Here is a 22,119-nt window from a genome sequence, read left to right on the forward strand (position 1 = left end):
CAACAGGAGATCGGACGCCGCCCCAGTGGACCTACGTGATTACCTCAAGGTGCTCAGACGCCGTTGGATCCTGATCGTTCTCAGCAGTCTGCTCGCCGTCGGCGCTGCTGCTGTCGTGACCATGCAGACGACGCCGCAGTACGCCTCGACCGTGCGGCTCTTCGTCTCCGTGCCGGAGTCCGACGCCGCGGCCGCGTACCAGGGCGGTTTGTTCTCCGAACAACGCGCAGCCTCCTACGCCGACCTGGTGACCGGGCCAGAGCTTGCCGATCGCGTGGTCGACAGACTGGACCTCGACCAGGATGCCGAGTCGCTGGGCAACCAGATCACGGCAACCGTGGTCCCCAAGACGGTGATCCTGAACGTCACGGTAACCGACCCTGACCGCGTCCGCGCGAGCACACTCGCCGGCGCCGTGGGCAGGGAGTTCGTGACGTTCGTCGCCGAGCTCGAGGCGTCACCCGGTGCGAAGAGCTCACGTCCAGCGATCAAGGCCAGCGTTCTCGGCCATCCCCGTACACCCGATCAGCCGGTCTCACCACAACCAGTCCGCAACATAGGCATCGCCGCCTTGCTCGGCCTCCTCCTGGCAGTGGGCATTGCCGCGCTGCGGGAGAGCCTCGACACGTCGCTGCGGAGCGCGGACGATCTGGCCAGCCTCACCGACGCGCCCGTGCTGGGCTCCATACCCTTCGACCCCGAGGCGAAGGAGAAGAAGCTCATCACCTCTCTGGAGTCACACGCTCCGAGGGCTGAGGCGTTCAAGGTTCTCCGCACCAACCTGCAGTTCGTCGGCATCGACCAGCCGAACAAGGTCTTCGTCGTCACCAGTTCCGTCCCGGGCGACGGCAAGACCACCAACGCGTGCAACCTCGCCGCCACGCTCGCCCAGGGTGGCCAACGAGTCGTGCTGGTCGAAGCCGACCTACGCCGGCCGCGGGTCGGCGAGTACACCGGCCTCGAGTCCGCCCTCGGACTCACCACCGTCCTCATCGGCCGCAGCCGACTCGAATCAGCTCTCCAGACATGGGGACCAGATGGCATCCCGGTCCTCACCAGCGGTGCCCTCCCACCCGACCCCGCGGAGCTGCTCCAGTCACGTGCACTCTCCGGCGTACTCGCGAAGCTCCGTGAACACTTCGACACGATCATCATCGATGCCCCACCACTGCTCCCGGTGACCGACGCCGGGATCCTCGCCACGCAGGCGGACGGCACCCTGCTCGTCGTCCGCTACGGCAAGACCAGCCGCGACCAGATCCGCGGATCCGTCGCCCGGCTCAACTCGGTCAACGCCCGCCTCATCGGCACTCTACTCAACCGGAGTCCGCAGAAGGGCGACGGCGGAAGCTACGGCTACGGCTACGGCTACGGCTACGGCTACGCCCCAGCAACCCGCCGCCGACGAGTCGACACTGACTACGTACGACAGGCCGCCCGGCCTTGGACGAGTCCTTCCGACCGGACCAGCGCCCAGAAGGGTGCGCGGTCCGGCGCCAGCTGACCCACATCAACTACCGCCGACGCCGCCGGTGCGTCGGCGTCGTCGAACGCGGTGCCTGCCGGGTGGGGTGAGGGGATAGCCACCAGGGGGGTACAGATGTACCCTGCGGTGAAGCGATCACGAGGGGACATCCGCCATGACCGACGACATGTCACCCGGAGCCCGCCTCCGACTCTTCCGCGAAGCCGCCGGCAGATCCCGCCCCCAACTCGCCGGCCTCATGGGCTGCTCTCCCGAATCAGTCAAGGCCATCGAGACCGGCCGCCGCGAACTCACCCTCACGATGGCCGTCCGCGCAGCCCGCGCACTCAACATCAAAGACCTCTCCGCACTCTTCGGCGCCGACGTTGCCTACACCGTCCTCGAACGGCCCAGCCACGAAGCACTCCCCGACGTCCGCCGCGCCCTACTGCTCCACCACCCCGACGACGGAACCCCCCAGGCCACCGACTACATCCGCACGGTGCTCGACTCCGCCTGGCAGACCTGGCACTCCTCGGCGAAACAGCGCACCGAGACCGGCAAAGTGCTGCCCAAGCTGATCCGCGACGCCCGCACAGCCGCCGCAGTCGGCGACGATCGCCGCGAAGCGAACCGGTTACTCGCCGAGGTCTACCACCTCACCCAGGCCTGGCTCGCATGGCACGGCGACCGCGAACTCTGCTGGATGTCCGCCGACCGCGCCGTCGCCGCTGCCCAAGCCGCCGACAACCCACTCTCCCGCGCACGGGCGTCCTGGTACTACGCCCACCTGGTCCGCGCCATCGGACACAACGAAGACGCCATCACCGAACTCGGCCACGCCATGCCACTCGTCCGCGACCGGATCGACTCCGACCGCGACTACGCAGCCGCCTACGTCGACCTCGAACTGTGCGCCGCGCTCACCCTCGCCCGAGCCGGCGACGAATCCGCTTGGTCGCACTGGGACGACGCAAAGCTCGCCGCCGAACGACTCCTGCCCGACGGCTACGCCCACCCCTACACCCGCGTCGGGAAGGCGATCGTCGACGTCTACGCCGTCATGATCGCCGTCGCCATGGGACGCGGCGACGAAGCCCGCCGACACGCCGCCAACCTCGACCCCGCGTCCATCCCCTCCACCGAACGCCGCGCACGCCACCTGCTCGAACTTGCACGCGGCTACCGGCTCGCCGGCGAAGACATCGGTGCTGTCCACCTGCTCGCGCAGGCCGTCGACGCCTCCCTGGAGACCGTGGTCTACTCGCCACCGGCGAGGTTGCTCACCCGTGAGCTGCTGCGGATCGTGCCGCCGTCGACCCGGGAAGATGTCGAGCGGATCGCGTCACGGATCAGCCTCCGCGACTAGGGGTACTCGCCGTCACCGGGGACAACGAGTACCCCGGAATCCGCCGAACCGCCTTTACGGTCTCTCCCGTGACGCGGCGGTCGGATGTCCCCAGCATCACATCCCACGCCCGGCCGCTGCGTCGCACCCAACAGACAGGCGCGGCGGCCTGGAGGCGGGTCGCCGCGCCCGACACACGGGGAGGACTCCATGCGGCCCACGCGGTGGAAAGCGGCCACGTTCACCATCTGGATGACCGTCGGCATCGCCTACGTGGCGGTGATCGGGCGATGAGCCACCCGATCGAACCCGTCGACACCGGCATGCTCGACTGGATCTTCGATGGCACGCTCGCCGGTCGCGGCTACACGACCCACGACCTCGCCACCCTCGTACGCGTGCTGTCTCGCCCCTGCCCGCACTGCAAAGCTCAGCCAGGCGAGTGGTGCCGCAACACCGGCACTGGCCGGCCAATCGAAGACCTCGACCGGCAGCACGTCGCCCGCCGCATCACCGGCGGCACGGCACGCCGCACGGCCGCCGCGAGCTCGCCCAGGTGCTGACGATGCATCACCGCGTCCCGGAGGCTGAAGAAGCTGGGACCTACGGCCGCTGCGTACTCACCGCGCTGTCGCACTAGTACCGTGCCGCGCTCCGCCGTCCACCTGCCATCTGTTGGGCCACCTGAGATCTGCCGCCGGAACCGTGCCGCCACACTTCACCGAAGGTCACGGCGTGGCCGATCGCCGAGCGGGCGGGAAGGCGCGGCCCGGCCGTTCATCCTTCTCCGTGGCATTCTGCCGGTATGACTTCCTCCGGAATGCTGTCGGACAAGGTCGCGCTCGTCACCGGCGCCAGCCGCGGCATCGGGGCCGCTGCGGCCCGCTTGTTCGCTCGGGAGGGCGCGACCGTCGTCCTCGCCGCCCGTACCGAGAGCGCCCTGACGTCCGTCACCGCGGAGATCCCAGGCGCCTCGTACGTGGTCGCTGACCTCGGCGATACTGCCAGCATCGATCGGGCGGTAGCTACTGTGGTCGAGCGGCACGGGCGGCTGGACGTCGCGTTCAACAACGCCGGGGTCGGGGTGCCGCCACACCGTGTCGCGGACTTTCCGGAGGACGACTTCGACCTCGTCATGCGGGTCAACCTCAAGGGCGTGTTCTACGCCGTGTCGGCGGAGGTGAAGGCGATGATCCAGAGCGGCGGCGGGGCGATCGTCAACACCAGCAGCGTGGGCAGCCTGATCGGAAACCCGGGGTTGCCCGCGTACGGGGCGGCCAAGCGTGCCGTCAACAGCATCACAGAGTCGGCGGCCGTGTCATATGCATCGGCCGGAATCCGGGTCAACGCGATCGCCCCGGGGTTGACGATCACCGAGATGGTAGAGGAGTGGAATCGTCACGACCCCGGGGTGATCGACCGGATCATCTCGAGCACGCCGATGGGCCGGGCCGCCGCGCCGGAGGAGATCGCCGAGTCGGCCGCTTGGCTGCTGAGCGATCGCGCGTCCTACGTGACGGGCGTGGTGCTGCCGGTCACCGGGGGCGCTGCCGTGTGACCCGACCGCCGTCCGACCGGGCGGTCTGCCGCGTACCCGTGCCCCTGGGTGGCCGAACTCGTCGAGCAGGCCGTGGCCATCACCGACAGTCGTTCGGCTGCCGAGCTCGACGAGCCACTCGGATTCTCCGAGCATCTCGCCCAGATCCCTTCCTGGCTTACGGGATCAGGCGCGCTCCATCCCGCGTAGCGTCTCGATCATGTGCAGGCGCAGTTGGGCGAGCCGGCCGTCGACGATCTCCGCAGCCTGTTCCGGGTGTTGGCGTACGGCCGCGCGCACTCCGGTCTCGCCCGGGCCGTGGACGAAGGTGCCGGACGCGGGTCTCGTCCGCCGATCCTCCCGGCGTGAGTTCGTACGACCAGATCGACCCAGGCCGGTCCGGATCTTCGGCACCGTCGAGTACCACCCAGGCGAACCTGTGAGGGCGCTCGGCCTGCGTCACCACGCAGGTCACGGTGCTGACGTTCCCATTGGCGAACCGGTTGTCGCCGGCGAACCTCACACCGACCCGCGCGTACGCCTGCGCGGGCGCCGGCACCTGCGCCTGGGCGTGCGCCTGCCCGGCACCGTCGTCGAGCCACGCACCGTGGACGCATTCCGGGCTCCACTCACCGATCCGGGTGACGTCGGCAATGAGATCCCAGACCCGGGACTGGGGAAGGGCAATGGTGAGGTCGATGTGGGTCCGCGCGCCGGTGACCCTCACCTCCGCCGCCTGGTCGCGGTCGCCTTGCGTACCCATCAGTCGCCCTCCCAGAAAGGCCGCACCTCGACGGTGCCGAACTTCGCGACCGGGTGCTTCGACGCGATCTCGATCGCCTCGTCGAGGTCGGCGCACTCGATCACGTCGTACCCGGCCAACTGCTCCTTCGACTCCGCGAACGGCCCGTCGGTGACCATGAGCTCGTCCTTCCGCACCCGTACCGTCGTGGCGTCGCTGACACCGCGCAGCCGATCACCGTCCAGCCGGACGCCACGGCGCTCCACCTCCTCGAGCCAGGGCGTGGCGTCGGCCTCCTCGGGCGGCACCTCGAGCCCTTCCTCGGCGCAGATCAACAGCATGTACTTCATCGTTCTCCCCTTCTCGTCGGCGGTCCTCACCGACGATGACGAACGGGCGCCGTCGGAATCGACAGGCTTCTCAGGCGAAAGTTGCCCGGCCGGCCGACAGGACTCTGCGGCGGAGGGCGCCAAGAATGACCACGCTGAGCAGGCCTGCGCCCAATGAATGACCACGCTGAGCAGGCCAGTGTGCTCAGGACAGGCGTCGACGCCCGTGCCTGGTGTTACAGGCATGCTCAGCGTGGTCATTCACGATGCCGGTCAGGTAGCCGTCGCACAGCTCACGCCGCAGTGATCAGGGAGTCCACCGCTCCCCTCACGTCGTCCCCTCCGTGGCCGGCTATCGCGATCAGCCCCAGCTCGCACTCGCTGGATGGGCACCACCTGGAGCCAACCCGACATCTGGAGAGGTCCCAGCACTACGTTCGCCCCGACGGTCTTCCACCGGTCAACGGCTACAGCCATGCGGTCGCCTTCAGCGGGCGCATGATCGCCATCTCCGGGCAGGTACCGCTCGACGCGGAGGGCAACCTGGTCGGCGCAGACGATGCCCAGATCCAAACGCGACAGGTCTTCGACAATCTCGCGGCCGCTCTCGCCGCGGCGGGCGCCGGCATGCGGCATGTCGTCAAGCTGACCGTCTATCTCACCGACCTCGCCGACCTTGCGGCATTCCGAACCGTACGTGACGACTACCTGTCACCGGACACCCCGCCGGCCTGCTCGCTGGTCCAGGTGAGCGGCCTGGTCAACCCGTCGTTCCGGATCGAGATCGACGCCCTGGCAGCGATCTGAGCCGGTGCGACTCCTTCGACCCGCCGGGAGCTCCCACCGCCTGAAGCCTCAGACGCCGAGGGTACGCAGGGCCTGCCGGCTGACGACGGCACTCTCGAGCGGCGTGGGCAGCTGCGTCACGTCCGTCTCGACGATGAGCCAGCCCTCGAAGCCCGCACCGTCGAGGATCCGCAGCACCTCGGCGAAGTCGATGCTCCCCTCGCCGATCTCGGTCCAGATGGCGTTCTTCTCGAACGTGGAATAGTCCCAGCCGGCCGCCTTGCCCTTCTGCGACACACTTTCCACGATGTCCTTCAGGTGCATCGTCTTGATCCGTTCGGCATGGCGCCGGGTGAACTCGACGACGTCGACGCCTCCCCACGCCAGGTGCCCGGTGTCCGGACCGAGGAACAACACGTCCGGATCGACCGAGGCGAGCAGCCGCTCGATCTCGGCTTCGGTCTCGACGAAGGTGCCGACGTGATTGTGGAAACAGCTGCGTACGCCGAACTCCAGGGTTGCCCGACCCACCGCGTCGAGCCCGACCGCCAGACTCGCGAAATCCTCGTCTGACAAGGAATCCTCGGGACTCGGATGCGCGGCGACCTCCCAGCGGGTGCGGCCGGAACGGGTCGGCTCCTTGAAACCACCGTCGGCAACATAAATCTCGGTCAGGCCGAGCTCTGCCGAGATGCTCGCCACGCGCCTCGCCGACTCCACGTGTTCGTCACGTTTGCTCTCGACCCAGAAGCTGCCGCTGAAGTAGCCGGGCGCGGGAACCAGGTTGTGGCTTTCGTACAACTCCTTGATATCGCGCGCCGTCCGGCCGCCCCGGGCGCTCATCGGCGCACCTTCGTAGCCTGCCTGCGCGATGTCGGTGAGGACGGCCTCCTCCGAGCCGGTTCCCCGCCAGGTGATCTGACCGCATCCAAGCCTGACCTGCATCAGCTGCCTCCTCGGCACATTCACGATGAACCCGACCCGACTCGCCTTGGTGCGGTGCCGCGCCGCTCGCTGGACCGCCTTATCCGACAAGCGACTCGCGAGCCTCCGCCGACAGTGGCGGCGCGGGAGTACACGTGGTCGTCAGCTCCACCCGGCTGCCGGTCCGAGCCGACGTCACCAGACCCTCGATCATCTCCACGACATGGCAGGCGATCTCGGCACTCGCCCGCGGCGTCTGGCCCGCGCGGATCGCCCTGGCCATCTCTCCCACACCCAGACCACGCAGGTTGTGTGGCCAGCTTTCCGATTGACGGCTGCCGGGGATCTCGGTCCGAGAGTCCTCGCCGTGCTGACGGACGTACGCCGGATCGCCGAAGTTGTTCGGATTGGGAAAGTCGACCACCCCGGTGCTGCCATAGACGGTGAACGCCGGCACCTCGTGCCGGTGGTCGCTTCCCCAGATCAGTGTGACGTTCGTCAGCACTCCGGAGGCGAACTCGATGACTCCCGACGATGCGATCGAACCACCGGCCGGCGGCTCCACCGGGGTCTCGCCTGCGGACAGAGTTCGCGTGAGCCCGCTGATCCGCACCGCGGGGCCGAAGACATTCACCAGAGCGCTGAGATAGTACGGCGCCATGTCGAAGATCGGCGTCGCACCTTCGCTGTAGAAGCTCGCCCGGGTCATCGCGCTGCGGAACATCGCCGCCGACGCCGCCAGCGGACGCCCGATCGCTCCGCTCGCGACGACCTCCCGCGCGGCCTCGAAACCCGAACCCAGCAAGGTGTCAGGGGCACAGCCGAACGCCAACCCACGTTGGCGTGCCTCGTCGACGAGTTCGCGTGCGGCGACCACACTGGTGGCGAGCGGCTTCTCCGAGTACACGTGCTTGCCCGCTGTCAAGGCCGCCTTGCTCACGTCGGTGTGCGCGACGATGGGCGTGAGGTTGAGTACGACGTCGACGGCGGGGTCGGCGACCAACTCCTCCGCGGACATCGCCCTCGGCAGGTCGAACTCCTCCACCGTCTGCTGCGCGCGGGCCGCGTCGACGTCGGCTACCGCCACCACGTCGACGTCGGGAATCCTTGCGAGAATGGGCAGATACATCCGGCTGACATTGCCGCACCCGACGATGCCGATCCCGGTCGACTCCATCACTCACCTGCTCCCGTCGTCTCGCCTCGACGCTAGCAGTCGAACCGGGAACCGGTGTGTCCGAAACCTGACCCAACCTGTTGGCGCTCATGGAGAGCTCTGGGCGCCTCCCTTGCCCCGACCTTTCACGTGACCGCCTGACCGCGTGACCGCCTGACCGCGTGACCGCGTGGCCGTGCAGTGGGAGCCGTCGTCCTCGGCCGTGACGCGACGCTCGGTGCGATCCGGAAGAATAGCGTCCGGAATTGCTCCTATGGTCGTGCTCATGAGCGCGGACAACCTTCTGGGTACGACAACTCTGGGACTGCTCGGCGTTCCGTCGAGTGCGGCGGCGCACTGGCCTGGGCAGGAGAAGGCGCCCGCGGCGCTACGCGACGCCGGTCTGATCCGCCTGCTCCGTGAGGCCGGGCTCGACCTGGAGGACCACGGCGACCGCCCAGTCGTGCGGTGGCGGCCACACCCGACCGAGCAACGGCCGCACAATCTGAGCCGGGTCCTGGACGTCCTGTCCGACGCCCGGGCGCAGATCTCCCGGATCGTCGAGGCCGGCCAGATCCCGCTCGTGCTCGGCGGGGAGTGCACGCTGGCGATCGCGCTCTACAGTGCCGCGGTGGCGCACGACGAGGACGTGGCGTTGCTGTACTTCGACGGAGGACAGGACCTGTCCAACGACCCGGACAACCCTGAGGGCGTGCTCGACGGGATCGGAGTCGGCCACCTGCTCGATCGGCCGGGCATGGCTTCCGCCCTGGCCGGCTTTGGACCTCGGCGTCCGCTGCTGAGCCCGGAACGGTTGTGCTTCTTCGGATACGGCGAGCCGGAGGAGGACCCGGACGGCCTGGTCCCGAGCCCTCGGTTCCCCGCCGGGGACGTGAGGGCCGATCCCCGAAACGCTGCGCGCCGCGCGCTGGCGGCCCTCGCCGCGGATCGCTTCGTGGTGCACTTCGACGTCGACGTGATCGACTTCTACGACCTTCCCGTCGCCGACGTACCGCTGTACAACAAGGGGCTGACGACGGCCGAGGCGATGACGGCCCTTTCCGAGATCGTGGCGCACCCGGGCTTTGCGGGGATGACGTTCGCCGAGTTCAATCCCGACCACGGCGAACCGGACGGCTCGACCGCCCGCGTTCTCGCCGAGGCTCTGACAGGTGCGCTGAGACCGTTGGCGGGTAGGTGACTCCGAGCGCTCACGCGTCAGCAGTACGCCCGTTGGAGCGTTCCGGTGTTCCGCGGTTTTTCGGCGGGCGGGCGATGGTAAGGGCCAGACGTGTCCAACCACTTCACCGGCCTCAGCCTCGGGCCGCCACTTGGCGACCAGCGCCTCGATCTGTGCGACCTGTACGCCTTCGCGGCACCCGACGATCCGAGCAGGACCGTCCTCATCCTCAACGCCAATCCTCGCGCAGATGCCCTGCACCCCGACGCCATATACCGCCTGAACGTCGACAACGACGGCGACTACCTGACCGACGTCGCCTTCAGCTGGGTCTTCAGCCCGCCGGCATCCGACGGTTCGCAGACCTACAGCGTCTTCATGGCCACCGGTGCGGACTCCCGCAGGCCCGAGGCGGCCGGCACCAAGATCGTGTCGGACGCTGCCGTTTCCTTCGGTCCTGAGGCCAACGTGATCAGCAGCGGCGATCACAAGGTGGCCGCTGGTAGCCGCAGTGACGCCTTCTTCTTCGACTTCGACGGAATCAAGAATCTGTTCGACACCAGCGGCAACAGGAACTTCACCGCACCGCACCTGGGCGGGAAGTCCCCGTGGACCGGCGTCGACTCCAACAGCACGGCGAACGTCTTTTCCATGGCCATCGAACTGCCGACCGCGGAGCTGGCGCCAAAGCCCGAGCTGCACATCTGGGGCCGGTGCAGCGTCCTACGCGACGGCGAACTCGTCCACGCGGACCGGGCCGGACACCCGTCAATGAGCAGCTTCTTCAACACCGACGACACGAAGGAGGAGTACAACGCCAGCGAACCGGTCAACGACCGGGCCAGGTGGACGGACCAGTTCGTCCACCTGTTGGGCCACACGGGCGGCTACTCGCGCGAGGAGGCGATCACCGCGCTCGACGAGCACGGCCTCCTGCCGGACGTGCTGCACTTCGACCCGGCCAAGCCGGCCGCGTACCCCAATGGCCGGACATTCACCGAAGACGTCATCGACATCCGCGTCGCGTTCCTCACCAAGAACGAGGCACCGCCCACCGGCCTGACGCCCCACACCGACACCCTGGACCGCTTCCCGTACCTCGGCGACCCGCACCCGGCAGGCAGCTCCTGACGGACCCTCTTCGGTTGCGGGACCCTGCCCCAGGTCGCGTGTGCCTGTCTCACTGGCCCCGTTCTCCGGTCTCACTGGGGCCGTTCTCCGGCCTGGTCGGTGAGAGCGGACCCGAGGAGGGCGGAACCGCTTCCGTCCTGACCGCGTTCCCCGAGATACCCGTACGTCTCCGGGTCGACGAAGAACTCGTACCCCTCGAAGTTGTGGCCCGGGACCTTGGGCGACGGCTGGTACCTGATCGTCACCGCTGCGCGCCCGGCCGGGTCCTCTCCGTCGACGGTGACCTGGACCCCCGGGATCCGCGCGAGCGCGCGGAACAGCGCGGCCTGCAGGTCAGGTGGCGGCAGGAGTCCGCCGGCACCGAGCAGGTCCCTCGCCACCCAGAACGCCTGGCTGTCCGCGGTCTGGTCGGGGTCGAGGTCGCCGAAGCTGGCCCACACGCCCAGCCGGCGAAGCTCGCCCAGCAGGAGGGCCGGATCGCGCGGCAGCGACTCGTGGTGGTGCCAGATCCGCTGCGGAGACAGCGTGCGCTCCTCGCCGTGACCGCCGTGCTCGCCGCGAGGTTCCAGCGGTGAGGACAGGAGGCCGTCCGGGCACTTCCCGCACTGGGGTACGTAGGTGACGGTCTGCCTGCCGTCGAAGCGCCACCATCGCTCGACCTGCTCGTCCGGCTCGCCGCCCGGCCAGGTGGTCAGTCGTTTCGTGTAGAGCCAGGCGTTCGGACGCGTGCGCTCTGCCGGTGACTCGCCGTCGTCCACCACGGTCGCGGCCTGGCGCAGGAAGACGGCGGCGTCGGCGACCTGGGACGGCGAACTGCGCAGCGTGTCGGCGACCGTCACGCCCGCGGCCAGTGCCAGTGCCAGGCCGACCGTCACCGCCAGCCGCCAGCCAGGCCGGCGACGCGGTGGCACCATGCCGGCGACCAGGCGCCGCCGGATGCCGGCGAGCCCACTCTGGGTGGGCGGGGGGACGGTTTCCCGTAGCTCGCGCAGGACCTGGAGATCATCCATTGCCGGACTCCTCGTCGATGATGGTCGGATCTGTCCCGCCCAGCGCCTCACGTACTTTCCTTCGGGCCCGGTTCAGCCGCGACCGCACCGTGCCGGTGGGAATGCCCAACGCCATCGCGATGTCGGCGTACGACAGCTCCGCCCACGCGTACAGCAGCAGGACGTCCCGGTCGCGTTTGGCCAGCCGGGCGAGCGCTGCCGCGAGGTCGCGGTGCATCCCCTGAGCGGTGACGCGGGCCTCCACCTGTTCGGCGTACGAATCCACCACGGGATCGACGCCGGTGCGGGCGAGGGCCCGGTAGGCGCGGACCTCCGCGCGTCGGTGGCGCCCCACCAGATTCGACGCGATGCCGTAGAGCCATGGCAGCGCATCGGGTCGGGTGAGGTCGTACCGTCTTCGCCGTCGGAACGCCGCGAGGAAGGTGTCGCCCACCACATCGTCGGCGGCCGACGCCCCCAGGCGCCGGCTGACGTACCGGTGGACCGGGCCGCCGTGCCGGTCGAAGAGCGCGGCGAACAACTCAGGCTCACGCCAGGAACGCTCGATCAGAACAGCATCGCTCGACTCGTTCGTACGGTCGTCGGCGGCGAGCGCTGCGGTCATGCCGGGCTCCATCCTGGTGAGCATCCCGTGAGCAACGGGTGGTGCGGGAGGGGTTCACCTCCTCTCACCCCATCGGCTCACGCGGGTTCACGGAATTCGCCGATCGGACGCTCTCCGGCCGTCATCGTCGATCGAGCGCGCAAGGTCCGGGCCGCTCGCAGGGGTGTTCGTGCGGAGAAGAACGTTCGTGCGCGGAAGGCCAATGCTCAGGAGGCGGCGTCGGCAGGAAACGCCCTACGCAGCAAGAAAATTTGGCGCGGGCCCGGTGGACACCTGGGGGCGGCTTCAACGTCCAGCGCGGCCGGATTCACACCCTGCACCGGCACTTCGGATAAGTCACTCCCGGGCCCGCTGGCGATGATCGTACAGCACCTTTCTGTGCAGCGGTGGTCGCTGGGAAAAGCACCTTCATGCGGCATCGGTCGCCGGACGGGAATCTCCCCGAGGCGCTGGCCGGAGAGGACACGCAGGCGACAGCTTGACCTCAACATTTGTTGAGGTCCTACGGTCGTCGAGGACGGCCGAAGAGGGGCGCACTGGCGCACCGAAGACGCCGCCAACCCGGGTCAGCGGCGAAGGGACAGAACGCAGATGAGCGCAGGTGTGGAACGCACGCGCTGGGGACCGGTCACGGCCCTCGGGTTGGCCATGCTGGTGGTCACCTCCGAGATGACCATCGCCGCCGTCACGCTGCCGGGTCTTGGCCGGGATCTCGGCGTTGGTCCGGCCGCGACCGCCTGGGTGCTCCTGGCGTACGCCCTGCCGATGGCGGCGATCGCCATTCCCGTCGGCCGGTGGGTCGACGGCGCCGACGTCCGGGCGACGTTCCTGCTCTCGATGGCCGGCGTGGGTCTGGCGAGTGTGCTGGGTGCGGTCGCACCGGCGTTCTGGATCCTGCTGGCCGCGCGGGTGCTGCAGGGGATGGCGGCCGGGCTGGTCGTCGCCGTCTACATGCCCATCGTCCTCGGCAGCGTCCGCGAAGAACAACGCGGCCGTGCGTTCGGCGCGATCGTCACGATCATGACGCTCGGCGGCATGGCCGGGGTCCCCCTGGGTGGACTGGTCGCCGGTGCGTTCAGCTGGCGCGAGGTCTTCGTGATGAAGATCCCGCTGCTGTTCGTCGTGGTGTGGCTCGCGTTCCGAACGGTACGAAGCGGCCCTGGTCGCGGCCTTCCGTTGCCACGCCTCACGTTGCTCCACGAGGCGGTGCTGCTCGGCGGCGCCGTCACCGCAGTCCTGCTCGCCTTCGACCAGGTGGACGATCGCCCGGTCGTCGCCGGTGGGCTCACCCTCGCGGCGCTGGCGCTCGGCACGTGGTGGGCTCGCCTGCCATCGGCCCGCCCGGTGCTCACGTTGGTACGCGGGCGGACGTTCGCCGCCGCCCTCACCGCGTTGTTGTGTATGAGCCTCACGATGGGGCTGATCGTGTTCCTGCTGCCGTACCTCATCGCCGACGTGTTGGCGGGAAGCCCGGAGCTGACCGGGATCGCGCTGCTGTTCTTCGTGGGCGTCATGGCACCGATCTCCCCGGTCGCGGGGATGCTTTCCGACAGGTACGGCACGATGCTGGTCGCCAGAGTCGGCAGTGCGGTCATGGTGGCCGGGATGATCACCATGGCCACGGTGGGAGCAGAGGCAGGTCTGGTGGATCTCGCCTGGCGCCTCGCCGTGCTCGGTGCCGGTGCCGCGTTGTTCAACACACCGATCAACGCGGCGATCCTGGCCGCCACACCGGCCGGGATGGCGGGGACCGCCGGCGGCCTCGCGATGACGGCGCGTACCGTCGCCACCACCGTCGGGCCAGCGGTCGCTGCCCTGTGCTGGACACTCGCCGGGGGCGGCATCGCCGGTTTTCGTTCCGGTGTCGTGGTCCTCGCGGTGGTCGCGTTCGGTGGGCTCGTCGCCCTCTGCGTGGTACCCCGCCATGTGACCGATCCCGTCACCGCGGCCGCGCAGAGCGTGGACGCGGACGCATCACCCGTAGCCTGAACACGCTCTCCACGACCGCGCACCTTCTCCCGAGGAGTACGCAGTGACGTCCGAGGAACCCGTCCAGCTCGCGGTGATCGTGGGCAGCGTCCGCGAGGTACGGTTCGGTCCCGTCGTAGCTACCTGGTTCGTCGGCCGCGCCAAGCAACGCGACGACCTGACCATCGACGTCATCGACCTCGCCGACACGCCGATTCCCAGCGCCGGCTTCGCAGACCGCATCGGCGTCGCGGATGCGTACGTGGTCGTCACACCGGAGTACAACCACAGTTTTCCCGGCCCGCTGAAGCATGCGATCGACAGCGTGCGTACGCAGTGGAAGGCGAAACCCGTCGGCTTCGTCAGCTACGGCGGACTGTCCGGTGGCCTGCGTGCGGTCGAACCCCTTCGCGTCGTCTTCGCCGAGCTGCACGCGGTGACGGTCCGGGACACGGTGAGCTTCCACGGAGGTCGGCGGTGCTTCGACGAGGCCGGAAACCCACGCGAAGCCCACCAGGTCAATCTGGCCGCCACCATCCTGCTCGACCAGGTGACCTGGTGGGCACACGCGTTGCGAAGCGCCAGAGCCGTACGCCCGTACGCCTTCTGACCCTTCCTTCAATCCAGGTCGACGACGGTTCCGGCGCCGACCGTACGGCCACCTTCGCGGATCGCGAAACCAAGCCCGGCGGCGAGCGCGATCGGCTTGCCTAGTTCGACGGTCATGTCGACCGTGTCGCCGGGCAGCGCCATCCGGCCCTCGCCGAGCAGGATCGTTCCCACCGTGTCGGTCGTACGAAAGTGGAACTGCGGCTGGTAGCCGTGAAAGAACGGCTTGCGCCGCCCACCCTCGTCCGCCGTCAGCACCCGGACCCGCGCCCGGAACCGCGTGTGCGGCCGGATCGAGCCGGGTGCGCTGACGACCTGCCCGCGGCGGACCTGCTCACGCTTGATCCCCCGCAGGAGCATCGCCGTGTTGTCGCCGGCCTCCGCGTGGTCCATCGACTGACCGAAGGTCTCCAGCCCGGTCACGACACTGACCAACGGCTCGTCGACCAGGCCGACCACCTCGACCGTCTCACCCACGCGGACCGCGCCCTGAGCCACCACTCCGGTCACGACCGTGCCGCGCCCGGTGATGGTGAGCACGTTCTCGATCGGCAACTGGAACGGCTTGTCCAGAACGCGCGGTGGCACGGGGACGTACGAGTCGATCGCGTCGAGCAGGTCGTCGATGCGGGCGATCCAGTACGGATCTCCTTGCAGGGCAAGAAGTCCGGACACCCGGACGACCGGAACATCGTCGCCGGGGAACCCGTACGCGGTGAGCATGTCGCGCACCTCGAGCTCGACCAGGTCGAGCAGGTCGGTGTCCTCCACGGTGTCCGCCTTGTTGAGCGCCACCACGATGTGGCGTACGCCGACCTGCCTCGCCAGGACGATGTGCTCGCGTGTCTGCGGCATCGCACCGTCCTCCGCGGACACGACCAGCACGGCACCGTCGATCTGGGCCGCGCCGGTGATCATGTTCTTCACATAGTCGGCGTGGCCCGGCATGTCGACATGCGCGTAGTGCCGGGTCGCGGTCTCGTACTCCACGTGCGTGATGGTGATCGTGATGCCGCGGTCGCGCTCCTCGCGGGTACGGTCGATCTGCTCGAACGGCACCGCGCGGGAGAGCCCGCGGTCGGACAGCACCTTGGTGATGGCGGCTGTCAACGTCGTCTTGCCATGGTCGACATGCCCCATCGTCCCGATGTTGAGGTGCGGCTTGCTGCGTGCGTACAACTGCTTGGCCATGGGTGTTTCGTCCTCACCTACGATGGAATTCCCGGGCTCGCGCTCGCGAGTGTGCGGGAACGTGAGAACCACGGAGTACGGCCGGTTATTTCGAGGCGGCCGGTTGATCCGGATCGAGTCGCCTGGTCGGTGATCCGACCCGCGCCGTGCTCTGGTCCACCCCTCTCCGCTGGTTCTCCGGAGGGGACGGAGAGGGGTCAGCTTCGGGCGCCGTCGACGGGCGCGCACGCCGCGCAGGCAGCCGGCAGCGCGCTCAGCAGCGTCTTGGCTGCGAGCGTCAGGAAGCCGACCGGGGCGAACATGCCCACCAGCATAGGGATTCCGCAGGGCCGCGGTCGACCGGATTACGGATAGGCGCGACGCCTTGCCGGCGATGGACGGCTCTACCGTCACATGGTCAACCGGCAGGCCGGCAGCTACCTGGTACCGGGCCGACAAACCGGCGCGAACGGGAACGGCCCAGTAGCCTGTGCGGTTGTGACGATTCTGGAGATCCGGCGCCACAGTCTGCGCAAGAACACCGGCGGTTCGCAGCTCTCGCAGCAGGGGGTGGACCTGGCCCGCAGGCTCGGCGAGTCCATGGGCCCGTTCGCGGTCGTCGCCACCTCCGTGGTCCCGAGGGCACGGGAGACCGCCCTCGCGATGGGCTTCGCGGTCGACCAGGAGGTGGTCACCCTTGCTTCGGACGAGGAAGGTCTCCACGCCGAGTCGGCGGAGTCGCAGTGGTGGCAGGCTGATCATCCGTTCGCCGCGTTGGCCGCACTGATCGGACAAGGCGGGGCGAGCTACCGCTATGCCCACGCGCTCGCCGCCGTCTGGCGTGACCTGCTGACGCCGTTGTCACACGACCAGGCCGCGCTCGTCATCGGGCACTCCGGCGACCTGGAATACGGACTGGTCGCCTGCTTCCCCGACGCCGATCACCGCCGGTGGGGCCGGCCGTTCGGCTGCTGCGAGGGTGCCCGGCTGACCTACGCCAATCGCTTCTGTGCGGTGGAGTTCCTTCGTACGCCATGAGTTCGTGCCCGCAAGGTGCGTGGATCAGGTGGCCGCGACGAACCCCTCGTCGGTGAGGACGGGGACGGTGCCCGAGCCGTCGACCTCAGTGGCGACGGCCACATCTTCGGCGAATCCGTACGCGATGAGCTCCCGGCCCGACGCGCAGTCAGCGACCGCGGAGGTGACATCGGCCGTCGTGCGGAAGCTGGCATGCGCGTTGAACGCCTCCGGGGACAGGCCTTCGCGCCCGGCGTCGGCGAGGGCGGCGATGACAGCTCCGGCACCGAGGAGATCCTCGAGCGCTGGTCGGAGGGATCCGTCCGACCAGCGCTCACCGGAGGCGATCACCGCGACCGGGCGTTCCGGTGACCCGAAGCCGTTCGCGGAGAGCCAGCGTCCGGTGGCGCGCGCGTTGCGCAGGCTCCCGGCCACCACCGTCGCGCCAGCACTGGCAGCCGCCGCCGAGATCGAGGATCCGTTGGGTGAGGGCAGTACCAGCCGGTCGGCGGTCGGGGCACGGCGAAGCGCGGCGGGAGACAGCGACCACGGGGACTCCTCCGACACCGCCTTGCGGCCGACGGCCAGCCGGGCACCCTTGTCCTTCGCGAAGGTGGCGGCCGTCTCGTCACGCCACGCGTAAGGGAACACCCGCGTCCCCGCCTCGACGACAACGGTGACTGCCGTGGTGAAGGAGAGGACGTCGACGACCACGACACAGGCGCAGCCCTGGCGGATCCGCTCCGCACCCGCCGGACCCCACTCGAACCGGATGCCGTAGGGGGACTGTGCGTACCACGGAGCCGCTGACACAACCGGCAAGTATGCCACGATCACTGGCCTCCCCTCAGGGCCGCGATGCCGACGCCGATGCCTTGCGGCTGTGGCGTGCGCGCACCCTTCCCGTGATCATGATCGTGATCATGAAGGTTCTGTCGACCTATGGCCCGCTTTCCCTTCACGATCATGGAAAGGCCCCTGTTTTACAGGCTTTCCAGGGTCGGGCTGTCGGTGGTCGGGTCTAGGGTTGGGATCATGGAAACGGCCACCACGACCGCGACCCGCGGCACCGGCGCTGGGGCGGGCACCACCACCGGGCCAGGCCCCGACGGGCAGGCGCCGCGACACGGGTTGTCGGTGCTGGTGTCTCGCATGCGTGCCCGGCTTGGCGAGGAATTGCCGCCGGTGTTGTGGTCGATGGCCGAGGACGAGTTGGTCGATCTACTTGTCGATCTGCAGGGTCTGCTCGCCCAAGCTGAAGCCGCGACCCTTGCGGCGGTGCGCGAGGTCGACCGGCGCGATCTGGGCAGGACCGCCGGCGCCACCTCGACCGCCACCTGGTTGTCCGGGCTGCTGCGGATCCGTCCCGGCAAGGCCAACCGACGCGTGAAACTCGCCCGCGACCTGGACACCACACTGGCGATGACCCACACCGCTCTGAACGCCGGTGACATCGACGTCGATGCCGCCGACGTGATCGCCCACACGATCCGCAACCTCCCCTCCGAGGCCGGGCCGGACGTCCGGTTCGACGCCGAACGGGCCATGCTCGACCACGCCCGGGTCTTCCACCCACAGGACCTCACCCGGATCGGCACCACCATCCTCGGCACAGTCGACCCAGATCTTGCCGACCGGATCCTGGCAAAGAAGCTTGCCGACGACGAAGCCAGGGCAGCCCGTCGACGAGAACTCTCGATCCAGGACGACCCCTACTCGACCTCGAGCTTCCTCCGCGGAAAACTCGACGCCGAAACGGCCGACATGCTCCGCACCGCGATCGAGCCACTGGCCAAACCGCGACCCACCGACGCCGACGGACCCGATACCCGCACCGCCAGCCAACGCCTCGGCGACGGTTTCCACGAACTACTCCGCCGCTACCTCGACTCCGGCGAATCACCCACCCACGCCGGAGAGAAGCCCCACCTCGTCATCACCATCACCGACACGAACCTGGCGGACGGCACCGGCCACGCCACCCTGCTTCGCACGGGCACCCCGATTTCTGCTCGTACCGCCCAACGCATGGCGTGCGACGCGAAAGTCTCCTATTGGGGCATCGTCAACGGCCAACAAGCCCTCACCGACGGCACCCGCCTGTTCGTCGGCAGAACCCGCCGACTGCTGGAACTCCGAGACCGCGGCTGCGCCTTCCCCGGCTGCGACCGCCCACCCGCCTGGTGCGACGGCCACCACATCATCGCCTGGCTCCAAGGCGGACCCACCACCGTCGACAACGGCGTCCTCTTGTGCGGCCACCACCACCGGCTCATCCACCAAGGAGCCTGGCACGTACGCCTCGCCGACGACGGCCAGCCGGAATTCATCCCACCCGAATGGATCGACAAGACAAGGCAACCCCAACGCAACAACAGGCTTCGTACGTAGGGGCGCGCGGTTCTTCGTCTTGCACTGGTCGGACGAGACATCGGCCCGGACCAAGGCACGGGACTTTGCGTCCGTACTGGGCCAGCTTCCTTGACCGCCTGATCACCCTCACCTACCGTCCAGCACGCCCGGTCGGGATCTGGGCGTCGCGGGGTCTTTGCGTACGGACTCTCAGCTGGAGGCTGCCCCATGTCACGGTCCACTCCACGCCCCGCGACCAAGGTGGCGCGCCGTCTCCGCCGTCCGCTCATCCGTCGTGGCGTGCGTAAACCCCTGCTCGGCATCATCGCCGGGCTCGCCGCGCTCACCGCACGTTCCGGACAGCGCTGGCCAACGCCGGCCGGTACGCGTTGACGGGTCGGCCCGCCTCCTTCACCCTCCACGGGATGTCCGCCGCCACCGTGAAAGGCCCACCCATGTCTCGTCGAACGCACTCCCGTCACACCGTTGGCGACCCACCTGACCGCACCACCCGACGGGGCATCCTCACCGGAGCTGGCGTGGCCGCCGGCATGGCGGCCGGGCTTGGCGCCGCCGGAGCCATGGCTCCACGCCCGGCCCTCGCGGCACCCGAGCAACGACTGCGGTCCTACTACGACGTCCGCGACTTCGGCGCCACCGGCGACGGGAACGCCGACGACCAACCTGCTATCCAGGACGCCATCGACGCGGCGTCCGCCTCCGCCGACGGCCTTCCGCAGGGTGGCGGGGCCGTCGTCTTCCTCCCTTCGGGTCTGTATCGCGTCGGCCGTACGCTGCGGATCGAGAAGTCCAACGTGGGACTCGTCGGCATCGGTGCCGGCAGCGTCATCCAAGGCGCCGCTGCTGAGGGACACATCATCTACGCTGGTACGCCCGACCCGAGCACGCCAGTACGGAACGTCTTTTTCGAACACTTCGCGGTGACGGCGGCGGTGCGCAAGGTCTCGGGTGCCGGCATCTTCTGCGAACACGCCGAGCGTTACCGCATCGACGACGTGAAGGCCGCACCGCAGGAAGTCGGTCCCGGCCCGTTGCACGACGCGTTCTACTTCCGGTTCTTCGACACCTGCGTACTCTCCAACGTCATGGCGATCGCGCACCACGCAGGTGTGACCCTGCACGGAAAGCCCAACCAGAGCTACGGTGCGGGGTTCTGGCTCATCGGTGGTTCGCGGGTCATCGCCGATCTCGAGAAGGGCAGCGTCGGTGTGCACATCGGTGGAAGCTCTGGCGGCATCGTCTTGGAGGATGTCGACGTCATCGTCAACGAGACCAACGTTCTGATCGACGACGCACTGAGCGGCACCATCAACCGGGAGATCTTCCTCAACCAATGCTTCATCGACAGCGCGAGCGGGCACGGTCTCGACGTTGCCGCGGGCAGTGTGGCATTGCTCCACCTCAACAACACCTGGGTCTCGGCCAGCGGCCGCAACGTCTTCGGAACACCGGATCCGCCACCAAGCGACGGATTCCCGCGCGGCAACAACATCAACTACCGCAGCGACCCCGACGCCGCCGCACCGAACCGCCGAGGGCTGAACACCGTCATCGTGGACGGGTGCCGGATCTTCAATGCGTACGGCTCTGGAATTGCAGCCGGCTCCGGGAAGTGGATCATCACCGGAAGCAACGTCCTCTACAACGGTCTCGGCAAGAACGGCGGACATGGGATCGCGCTGCTGGGCGACCAGGTCAGTGAGGCGATCATCAACGCGAACATCGTGTCGGACAACGGCTCCCCCGAGGGTGAACCGAGCCGGCAACTCGGCGAGGGCATCCACATCGGACCAGGTGTACGCAACTACATCGTCACCCACAACATCGTGCGCGACAACGCCACCGGCCAGATCGTCGACAGGGGACGAGGAAACAAGATCGTCAAGGACAACCTGACGAACTGACGGGCCGGCGCGCTAACGGAGATGGCTGCCGAACGCGGACTGGAGCCAGGTGAGGTCATCGGCACGGTCGACGCGGTACACGCCGCCGGTACCCGCGCAGTTGCCGTTGATGCCGAAGGAGGTGACTCCACCGACGACACTGGAGTTGCCGATGAAGTTGGGGCCACCCGAGTCACCGAAGCACGTTCCGCCGGTGTTCGCGTTGTTGGACAGGAGGATGGAGTAGTCCCCGGTGAAACCGGTGTTGATCTGGAGGAGATGCGGATGGGCGACCATACGCACGCGCTGGTTGTTGGCGAGGAACGAGGCCTGGTCGGGGAAACTCTCCTGGAGCCCGTAGCCGACCGCGGTGAACGTGACGTCCTGGGCGCCGCGCCTGGAGGCCATCGCGTCAAGCACGTCCTGCTTCGGCAGCGAACCGTACGCACTCATCTTCATCGGCTTGCTCAGCACCACCACGCCGAGGTCGAACCGATAGAAGGCGTCCGGATCGTAGCTGGGATGGGTGTAAGTCGTGCCACCAACGTCGCCCTTGTCGGGGTAGCCGTTGGCGGGGATGCCGGACTCGACGTCGGCATCGAACCAGATCTCCGCGTGGGCGGCGGGAGCCTCGGTGCAGTGGCCGGCCGTCAGGAAGAGCGTTGCCGACAGGAGCGTGCCGCTGCAGCGCCACAGGGGGTTGCCTTGGGCGTCATGCGCCACCATCAGACCGACGTACGGATGGCCGTCGCCGTCGAGCTCGCCGTCGGTGATCGCAGCGGCGGGACTCCACGAGAGGGCGAGAAGGGCGAGAACGGAAACCGCGAGAGTGACGGCCTTCTTGACCATGTGAGCTCCTCAAGATCCACTCCTGCACGACGTGCGGA

The 22,119-nt window shown here is 68.4% G+C and carries 22 protein-coding genes; 13 read left to right on the forward strand and 9 right to left on the reverse strand.

Going from position 1 to position 22,119, the window contains the following annotated elements; translation table 11 throughout:
- The first annotated feature begins 25 nt into the window (after positions 1-25).
- From ABN028_RS18915 to ABN028_RS18930, 4 genes are all read left to right on the forward strand, one after another.
- A complete protein-coding gene (locus ABN028_RS18915; protein WP_349697469.1) occupies positions 26-1,504 on the forward strand; it encodes a tyrosine-protein kinase domain-containing protein in 1,479 nt (492 codons plus the stop codon).
- Between the two features lie 136 nt (positions 1,505-1,640).
- Complete coding sequence (locus tag ABN028_RS18920; protein ID WP_349697470.1) at positions 1,641-2,834, forward strand: helix-turn-helix transcriptional regulator; 1,194 nt, start codon at positions 1,641-1,643, stop codon at positions 2,832-2,834.
- A 269-nt stretch (positions 2,835-3,103) separates the two neighbouring features.
- Positions 3,104-3,376, forward strand: coding sequence for a zinc finger domain-containing protein (locus tag ABN028_RS18925; protein WP_349697471.1), 273 nt, complete (start codon positions 3,104-3,106; stop codon positions 3,374-3,376).
- 242 nt (positions 3,377-3,618) lie between these two features.
- Positions 3,619-4,371, forward strand: a complete 753-nt coding sequence (locus ABN028_RS18930; protein WP_349697472.1) for an SDR family NAD(P)-dependent oxidoreductase — start codon at positions 3,619-3,621, stop codon at positions 4,369-4,371.
- A gap of 157 nt (positions 4,372-4,528) precedes the next feature.
- On the opposite strand, the gene ABN028_RS18935 is transcribed toward ABN028_RS18930, so the two are convergent.
- Both ABN028_RS18935 and ABN028_RS18940 read right to left on the reverse strand, forming a co-directional pair.
- Positions 4,529-5,113, reverse strand: coding sequence for an SRPBCC family protein (locus ABN028_RS18935; RefSeq protein ID WP_349697473.1), 585 nt, complete (start codon positions 5,111-5,113; stop codon positions 4,529-4,531).
- A complete protein-coding gene (locus tag ABN028_RS18940) occupies positions 5,113-5,442 on the reverse strand; it encodes a YciI family protein (protein WP_349697474.1) in 330 nt (109 codons plus the stop codon). Before ABN028_RS18940 ends, ABN028_RS18935 begins: the two co-directional genes overlap by 1 nt.
- 393 nt (positions 5,443-5,835) lie before the next feature.
- On the opposite strand from ABN028_RS18940, the gene ABN028_RS18945 reads away from it, so the two are divergent.
- Positions 5,836-6,228 carry a RidA family protein gene (locus ABN028_RS18945; RefSeq protein ID WP_349697533.1) on the forward strand — a complete coding sequence of 131 codons (393 nt, stop codon included), beginning with the start codon at positions 5,836-5,838 and terminating at the stop codon, positions 6,226-6,228.
- A gap of 48 nt (positions 6,229-6,276) precedes the next feature.
- On the opposite strand, the gene ABN028_RS18950 is transcribed toward ABN028_RS18945, so the two are convergent.
- The gene (locus tag ABN028_RS18950) at positions 6,277-7,152 is read right to left on the reverse strand and encodes a TIM barrel protein (RefSeq protein ID WP_349697475.1); all 876 of its coding nucleotides are present in this window, start codon (positions 7,150-7,152) and stop codon (positions 6,277-6,279) included.
- A 79-nt stretch (positions 7,153-7,231) separates the two neighbouring features.
- Positions 7,232-8,308: a Gfo/Idh/MocA family protein gene (locus tag ABN028_RS18955; protein WP_349697476.1), complete on the reverse strand. Its 1,077-nt coding sequence runs from the start codon at positions 8,306-8,308 to the stop codon at positions 7,232-7,234.
- Positions 8,309-8,573: 265 nt separating this feature from the next.
- Here ABN028_RS18955 and ABN028_RS18960 point away from each other — a divergent pair, with 265 nt between their 5' ends.
- A complete protein-coding gene (locus ABN028_RS18960) occupies positions 8,574-9,488 on the forward strand; it encodes an arginase family protein (protein WP_349697477.1) in 915 nt (304 codons plus the stop codon).
- Positions 9,489-9,578: 90 nt separating this feature from the next.
- The gene (locus tag ABN028_RS18965; RefSeq protein WP_349697478.1) at positions 9,579-10,598 is read left to right on the forward strand and encodes a DUF4331 family protein; all 1,020 of its coding nucleotides are present in this window, start codon (positions 9,579-9,581) and stop codon (positions 10,596-10,598) included.
- Between the two features lie 71 nt (positions 10,599-10,669).
- Here ABN028_RS18965 and ABN028_RS18970 read toward each other — a convergent pair whose 3' ends face one another.
- A complete protein-coding gene (locus ABN028_RS18970; protein ID WP_349697479.1) occupies positions 10,670-11,608 on the reverse strand; it encodes a CU044_5270 family protein in 939 nt (312 codons plus the stop codon).
- Positions 11,601-12,212: an RNA polymerase sigma factor gene (locus tag ABN028_RS18975; protein ID WP_349697480.1), complete on the reverse strand. Its 612-nt coding sequence runs from the start codon at positions 12,210-12,212 to the stop codon at positions 11,601-11,603. The genes ABN028_RS18970 and ABN028_RS18975 overlap by 8 nt, the downstream gene beginning before the upstream one ends.
- Before the next feature lie 591 nt (positions 12,213-12,803).
- Here ABN028_RS18975 and ABN028_RS18980 point away from each other — a divergent pair.
- On the forward strand, positions 12,804-14,201 hold the full coding sequence (locus tag ABN028_RS18980) for an MFS transporter (protein ID WP_349697481.1): 1,398 nt from the start codon (positions 12,804-12,806) through the stop codon (positions 14,199-14,201).
- Positions 14,202-14,244: 43 nt separating this feature from the next.
- Positions 14,245-14,790 (forward strand): NADPH-dependent FMN reductase, encoded by a 546-nt coding sequence (locus ABN028_RS18985; protein ID WP_349697482.1) that lies wholly within the window; start codon positions 14,245-14,247, stop codon positions 14,788-14,790.
- 8 nt (positions 14,791-14,798) lie between these two features.
- On the opposite strand, the gene tuf is transcribed toward ABN028_RS18985, so the two are convergent.
- Positions 14,799-15,980 (reverse strand): elongation factor Tu, encoded by a 1,182-nt coding sequence (gene tuf / locus ABN028_RS18990; protein ID WP_349697483.1) that lies wholly within the window; start codon positions 15,978-15,980, stop codon positions 14,799-14,801.
- 477 nt (positions 15,981-16,457) lie between these two features.
- Here tuf and ABN028_RS18995 point away from each other — a divergent pair, with 477 nt between their 5' ends.
- The gene (locus ABN028_RS18995; protein ID WP_349697484.1) at positions 16,458-16,997 is read left to right on the forward strand and encodes a histidine phosphatase family protein; all 540 of its coding nucleotides are present in this window, start codon (positions 16,458-16,460) and stop codon (positions 16,995-16,997) included.
- A 24-nt stretch (positions 16,998-17,021) separates the two neighbouring features.
- On the opposite strand, the gene ABN028_RS19000 is transcribed toward ABN028_RS18995, so the two are convergent.
- Entirely contained in the window at positions 17,022-17,789 is a 768-nt protein-coding gene (locus ABN028_RS19000) for a 2-phosphosulfolactate phosphatase (RefSeq protein WP_349697485.1), read from the reverse strand.
- 222 nt (positions 17,790-18,011) lie between these two features.
- Between ABN028_RS19000 and ABN028_RS19005 the strand changes: the two genes are divergently transcribed.
- The 3 genes from ABN028_RS19005 to ABN028_RS19015 all read left to right on the forward strand — a co-directional run bounded on the left by ABN028_RS19005 (position 18,012) and on the right by ABN028_RS19015 (position 21,253).
- Positions 18,012-19,367, forward strand: a complete 1,356-nt coding sequence (locus ABN028_RS19005) for an HNH endonuclease signature motif containing protein (RefSeq protein WP_349697486.1) — start codon at positions 18,012-18,014, stop codon at positions 19,365-19,367.
- Positions 19,368-19,556: 189 nt separating this feature from the next.
- Positions 19,557-19,721, forward strand: coding sequence for a hypothetical protein (locus ABN028_RS19010; protein WP_349697487.1), 165 nt, complete (start codon positions 19,557-19,559; stop codon positions 19,719-19,721).
- A 62-nt stretch (positions 19,722-19,783) separates the two neighbouring features.
- Positions 19,784-21,253: a right-handed parallel beta-helix repeat-containing protein gene (locus tag ABN028_RS19015; protein ID WP_349697488.1), complete on the forward strand. Its 1,470-nt coding sequence runs from the start codon at positions 19,784-19,786 to the stop codon at positions 21,251-21,253.
- A gap of 12 nt (positions 21,254-21,265) precedes the next feature.
- Here ABN028_RS19015 and ABN028_RS19020 read toward each other — a convergent pair whose 3' ends face one another.
- Positions 21,266-22,081, reverse strand: coding sequence for a trypsin-like serine protease (locus ABN028_RS19020; RefSeq protein WP_349697489.1), 816 nt, complete (start codon positions 22,079-22,081; stop codon positions 21,266-21,268).
- Positions 22,082-22,119 lie beyond the last annotated feature (38 nt).

Source organism: Actinopolymorpha sp. B17G11 (genome assembly GCF_040196095.1).
Lineage (GTDB): Bacteria > Actinomycetota > Actinomycetes > Propionibacteriales > Actinopolymorphaceae > Thermasporomyces.

Excerpts from the sequence above, each read along its gene's own strand:
- ABN028_RS18920 (WP_349697470.1), top strand. The coding sequence starts at position 1,641 with ATGACCGACGACATGTCACCCGGAGCCCGCCTCCGACTCTTCCGCGAA.
- ABN028_RS18925 (WP_349697471.1), top strand. The coding sequence starts at position 3,104 with ATGAGCCACCCGATCGAACCCGTCGACACCGGCATGCTCGACTGGATC.
- ABN028_RS18930 (WP_349697472.1), top strand. The coding sequence starts at position 3,619 with ATGACTTCCTCCGGAATGCTGTCGGACAAGGTCGCGCTCGTCACCGGC.
- ABN028_RS18935 (WP_349697473.1), bottom strand. The coding sequence starts at position 5,113 with ATGGGTACGCAAGGCGACCGCGACCAGGCGGCGGAGGTGAGGGTCACC.
- ABN028_RS18940 (WP_349697474.1), bottom strand. The coding sequence starts at position 5,442 with ATGAAGTACATGCTGTTGATCTGCGCCGAGGAAGGGCTCGAGGTGCCG.
- ABN028_RS18950 (WP_349697475.1), bottom strand. The coding sequence starts at position 7,152 with ATGCAGGTCAGGCTTGGATGCGGTCAGATCACCTGGCGGGGAACCGGC.
- ABN028_RS18955 (WP_349697476.1), bottom strand. The coding sequence starts at position 8,308 with ATGGAGTCGACCGGGATCGGCATCGTCGGGTGCGGCAATGTCAGCCGG.
- ABN028_RS18960 (WP_349697477.1), top strand. The coding sequence starts at position 8,574 with ATGAGCGCGGACAACCTTCTGGGTACGACAACTCTGGGACTGCTCGGC.
- ABN028_RS18970 (WP_349697479.1), bottom strand. The coding sequence starts at position 11,608 with ATGGATGATCTCCAGGTCCTGCGCGAGCTACGGGAAACCGTCCCCCCG.
- ABN028_RS18975 (WP_349697480.1), bottom strand. The coding sequence starts at position 12,212 with ATGACCGCAGCGCTCGCCGCCGACGACCGTACGAACGAGTCGAGCGAT.
- ABN028_RS18980 (WP_349697481.1), top strand. The coding sequence starts at position 12,804 with ATGAGCGCAGGTGTGGAACGCACGCGCTGGGGACCGGTCACGGCCCTC.
- tuf (WP_349697483.1), bottom strand. The coding sequence starts at position 15,980 with ATGGCCAAGCAGTTGTACGCACGCAGCAAGCCGCACCTCAACATCGGG.
- ABN028_RS19005 (WP_349697486.1), top strand. The coding sequence starts at position 18,012 with ATGGAAACGGCCACCACGACCGCGACCCGCGGCACCGGCGCTGGGGCG.
- ABN028_RS19010 (WP_349697487.1), top strand. The coding sequence starts at position 19,557 with ATGTCACGGTCCACTCCACGCCCCGCGACCAAGGTGGCGCGCCGTCTC.
- ABN028_RS19015 (WP_349697488.1), top strand. The coding sequence starts at position 19,784 with ATGTCTCGTCGAACGCACTCCCGTCACACCGTTGGCGACCCACCTGAC.
- ABN028_RS19020 (WP_349697489.1), bottom strand. The coding sequence starts at position 22,081 with ATGGTCAAGAAGGCCGTCACTCTCGCGGTTTCCGTTCTCGCCCTTCTC.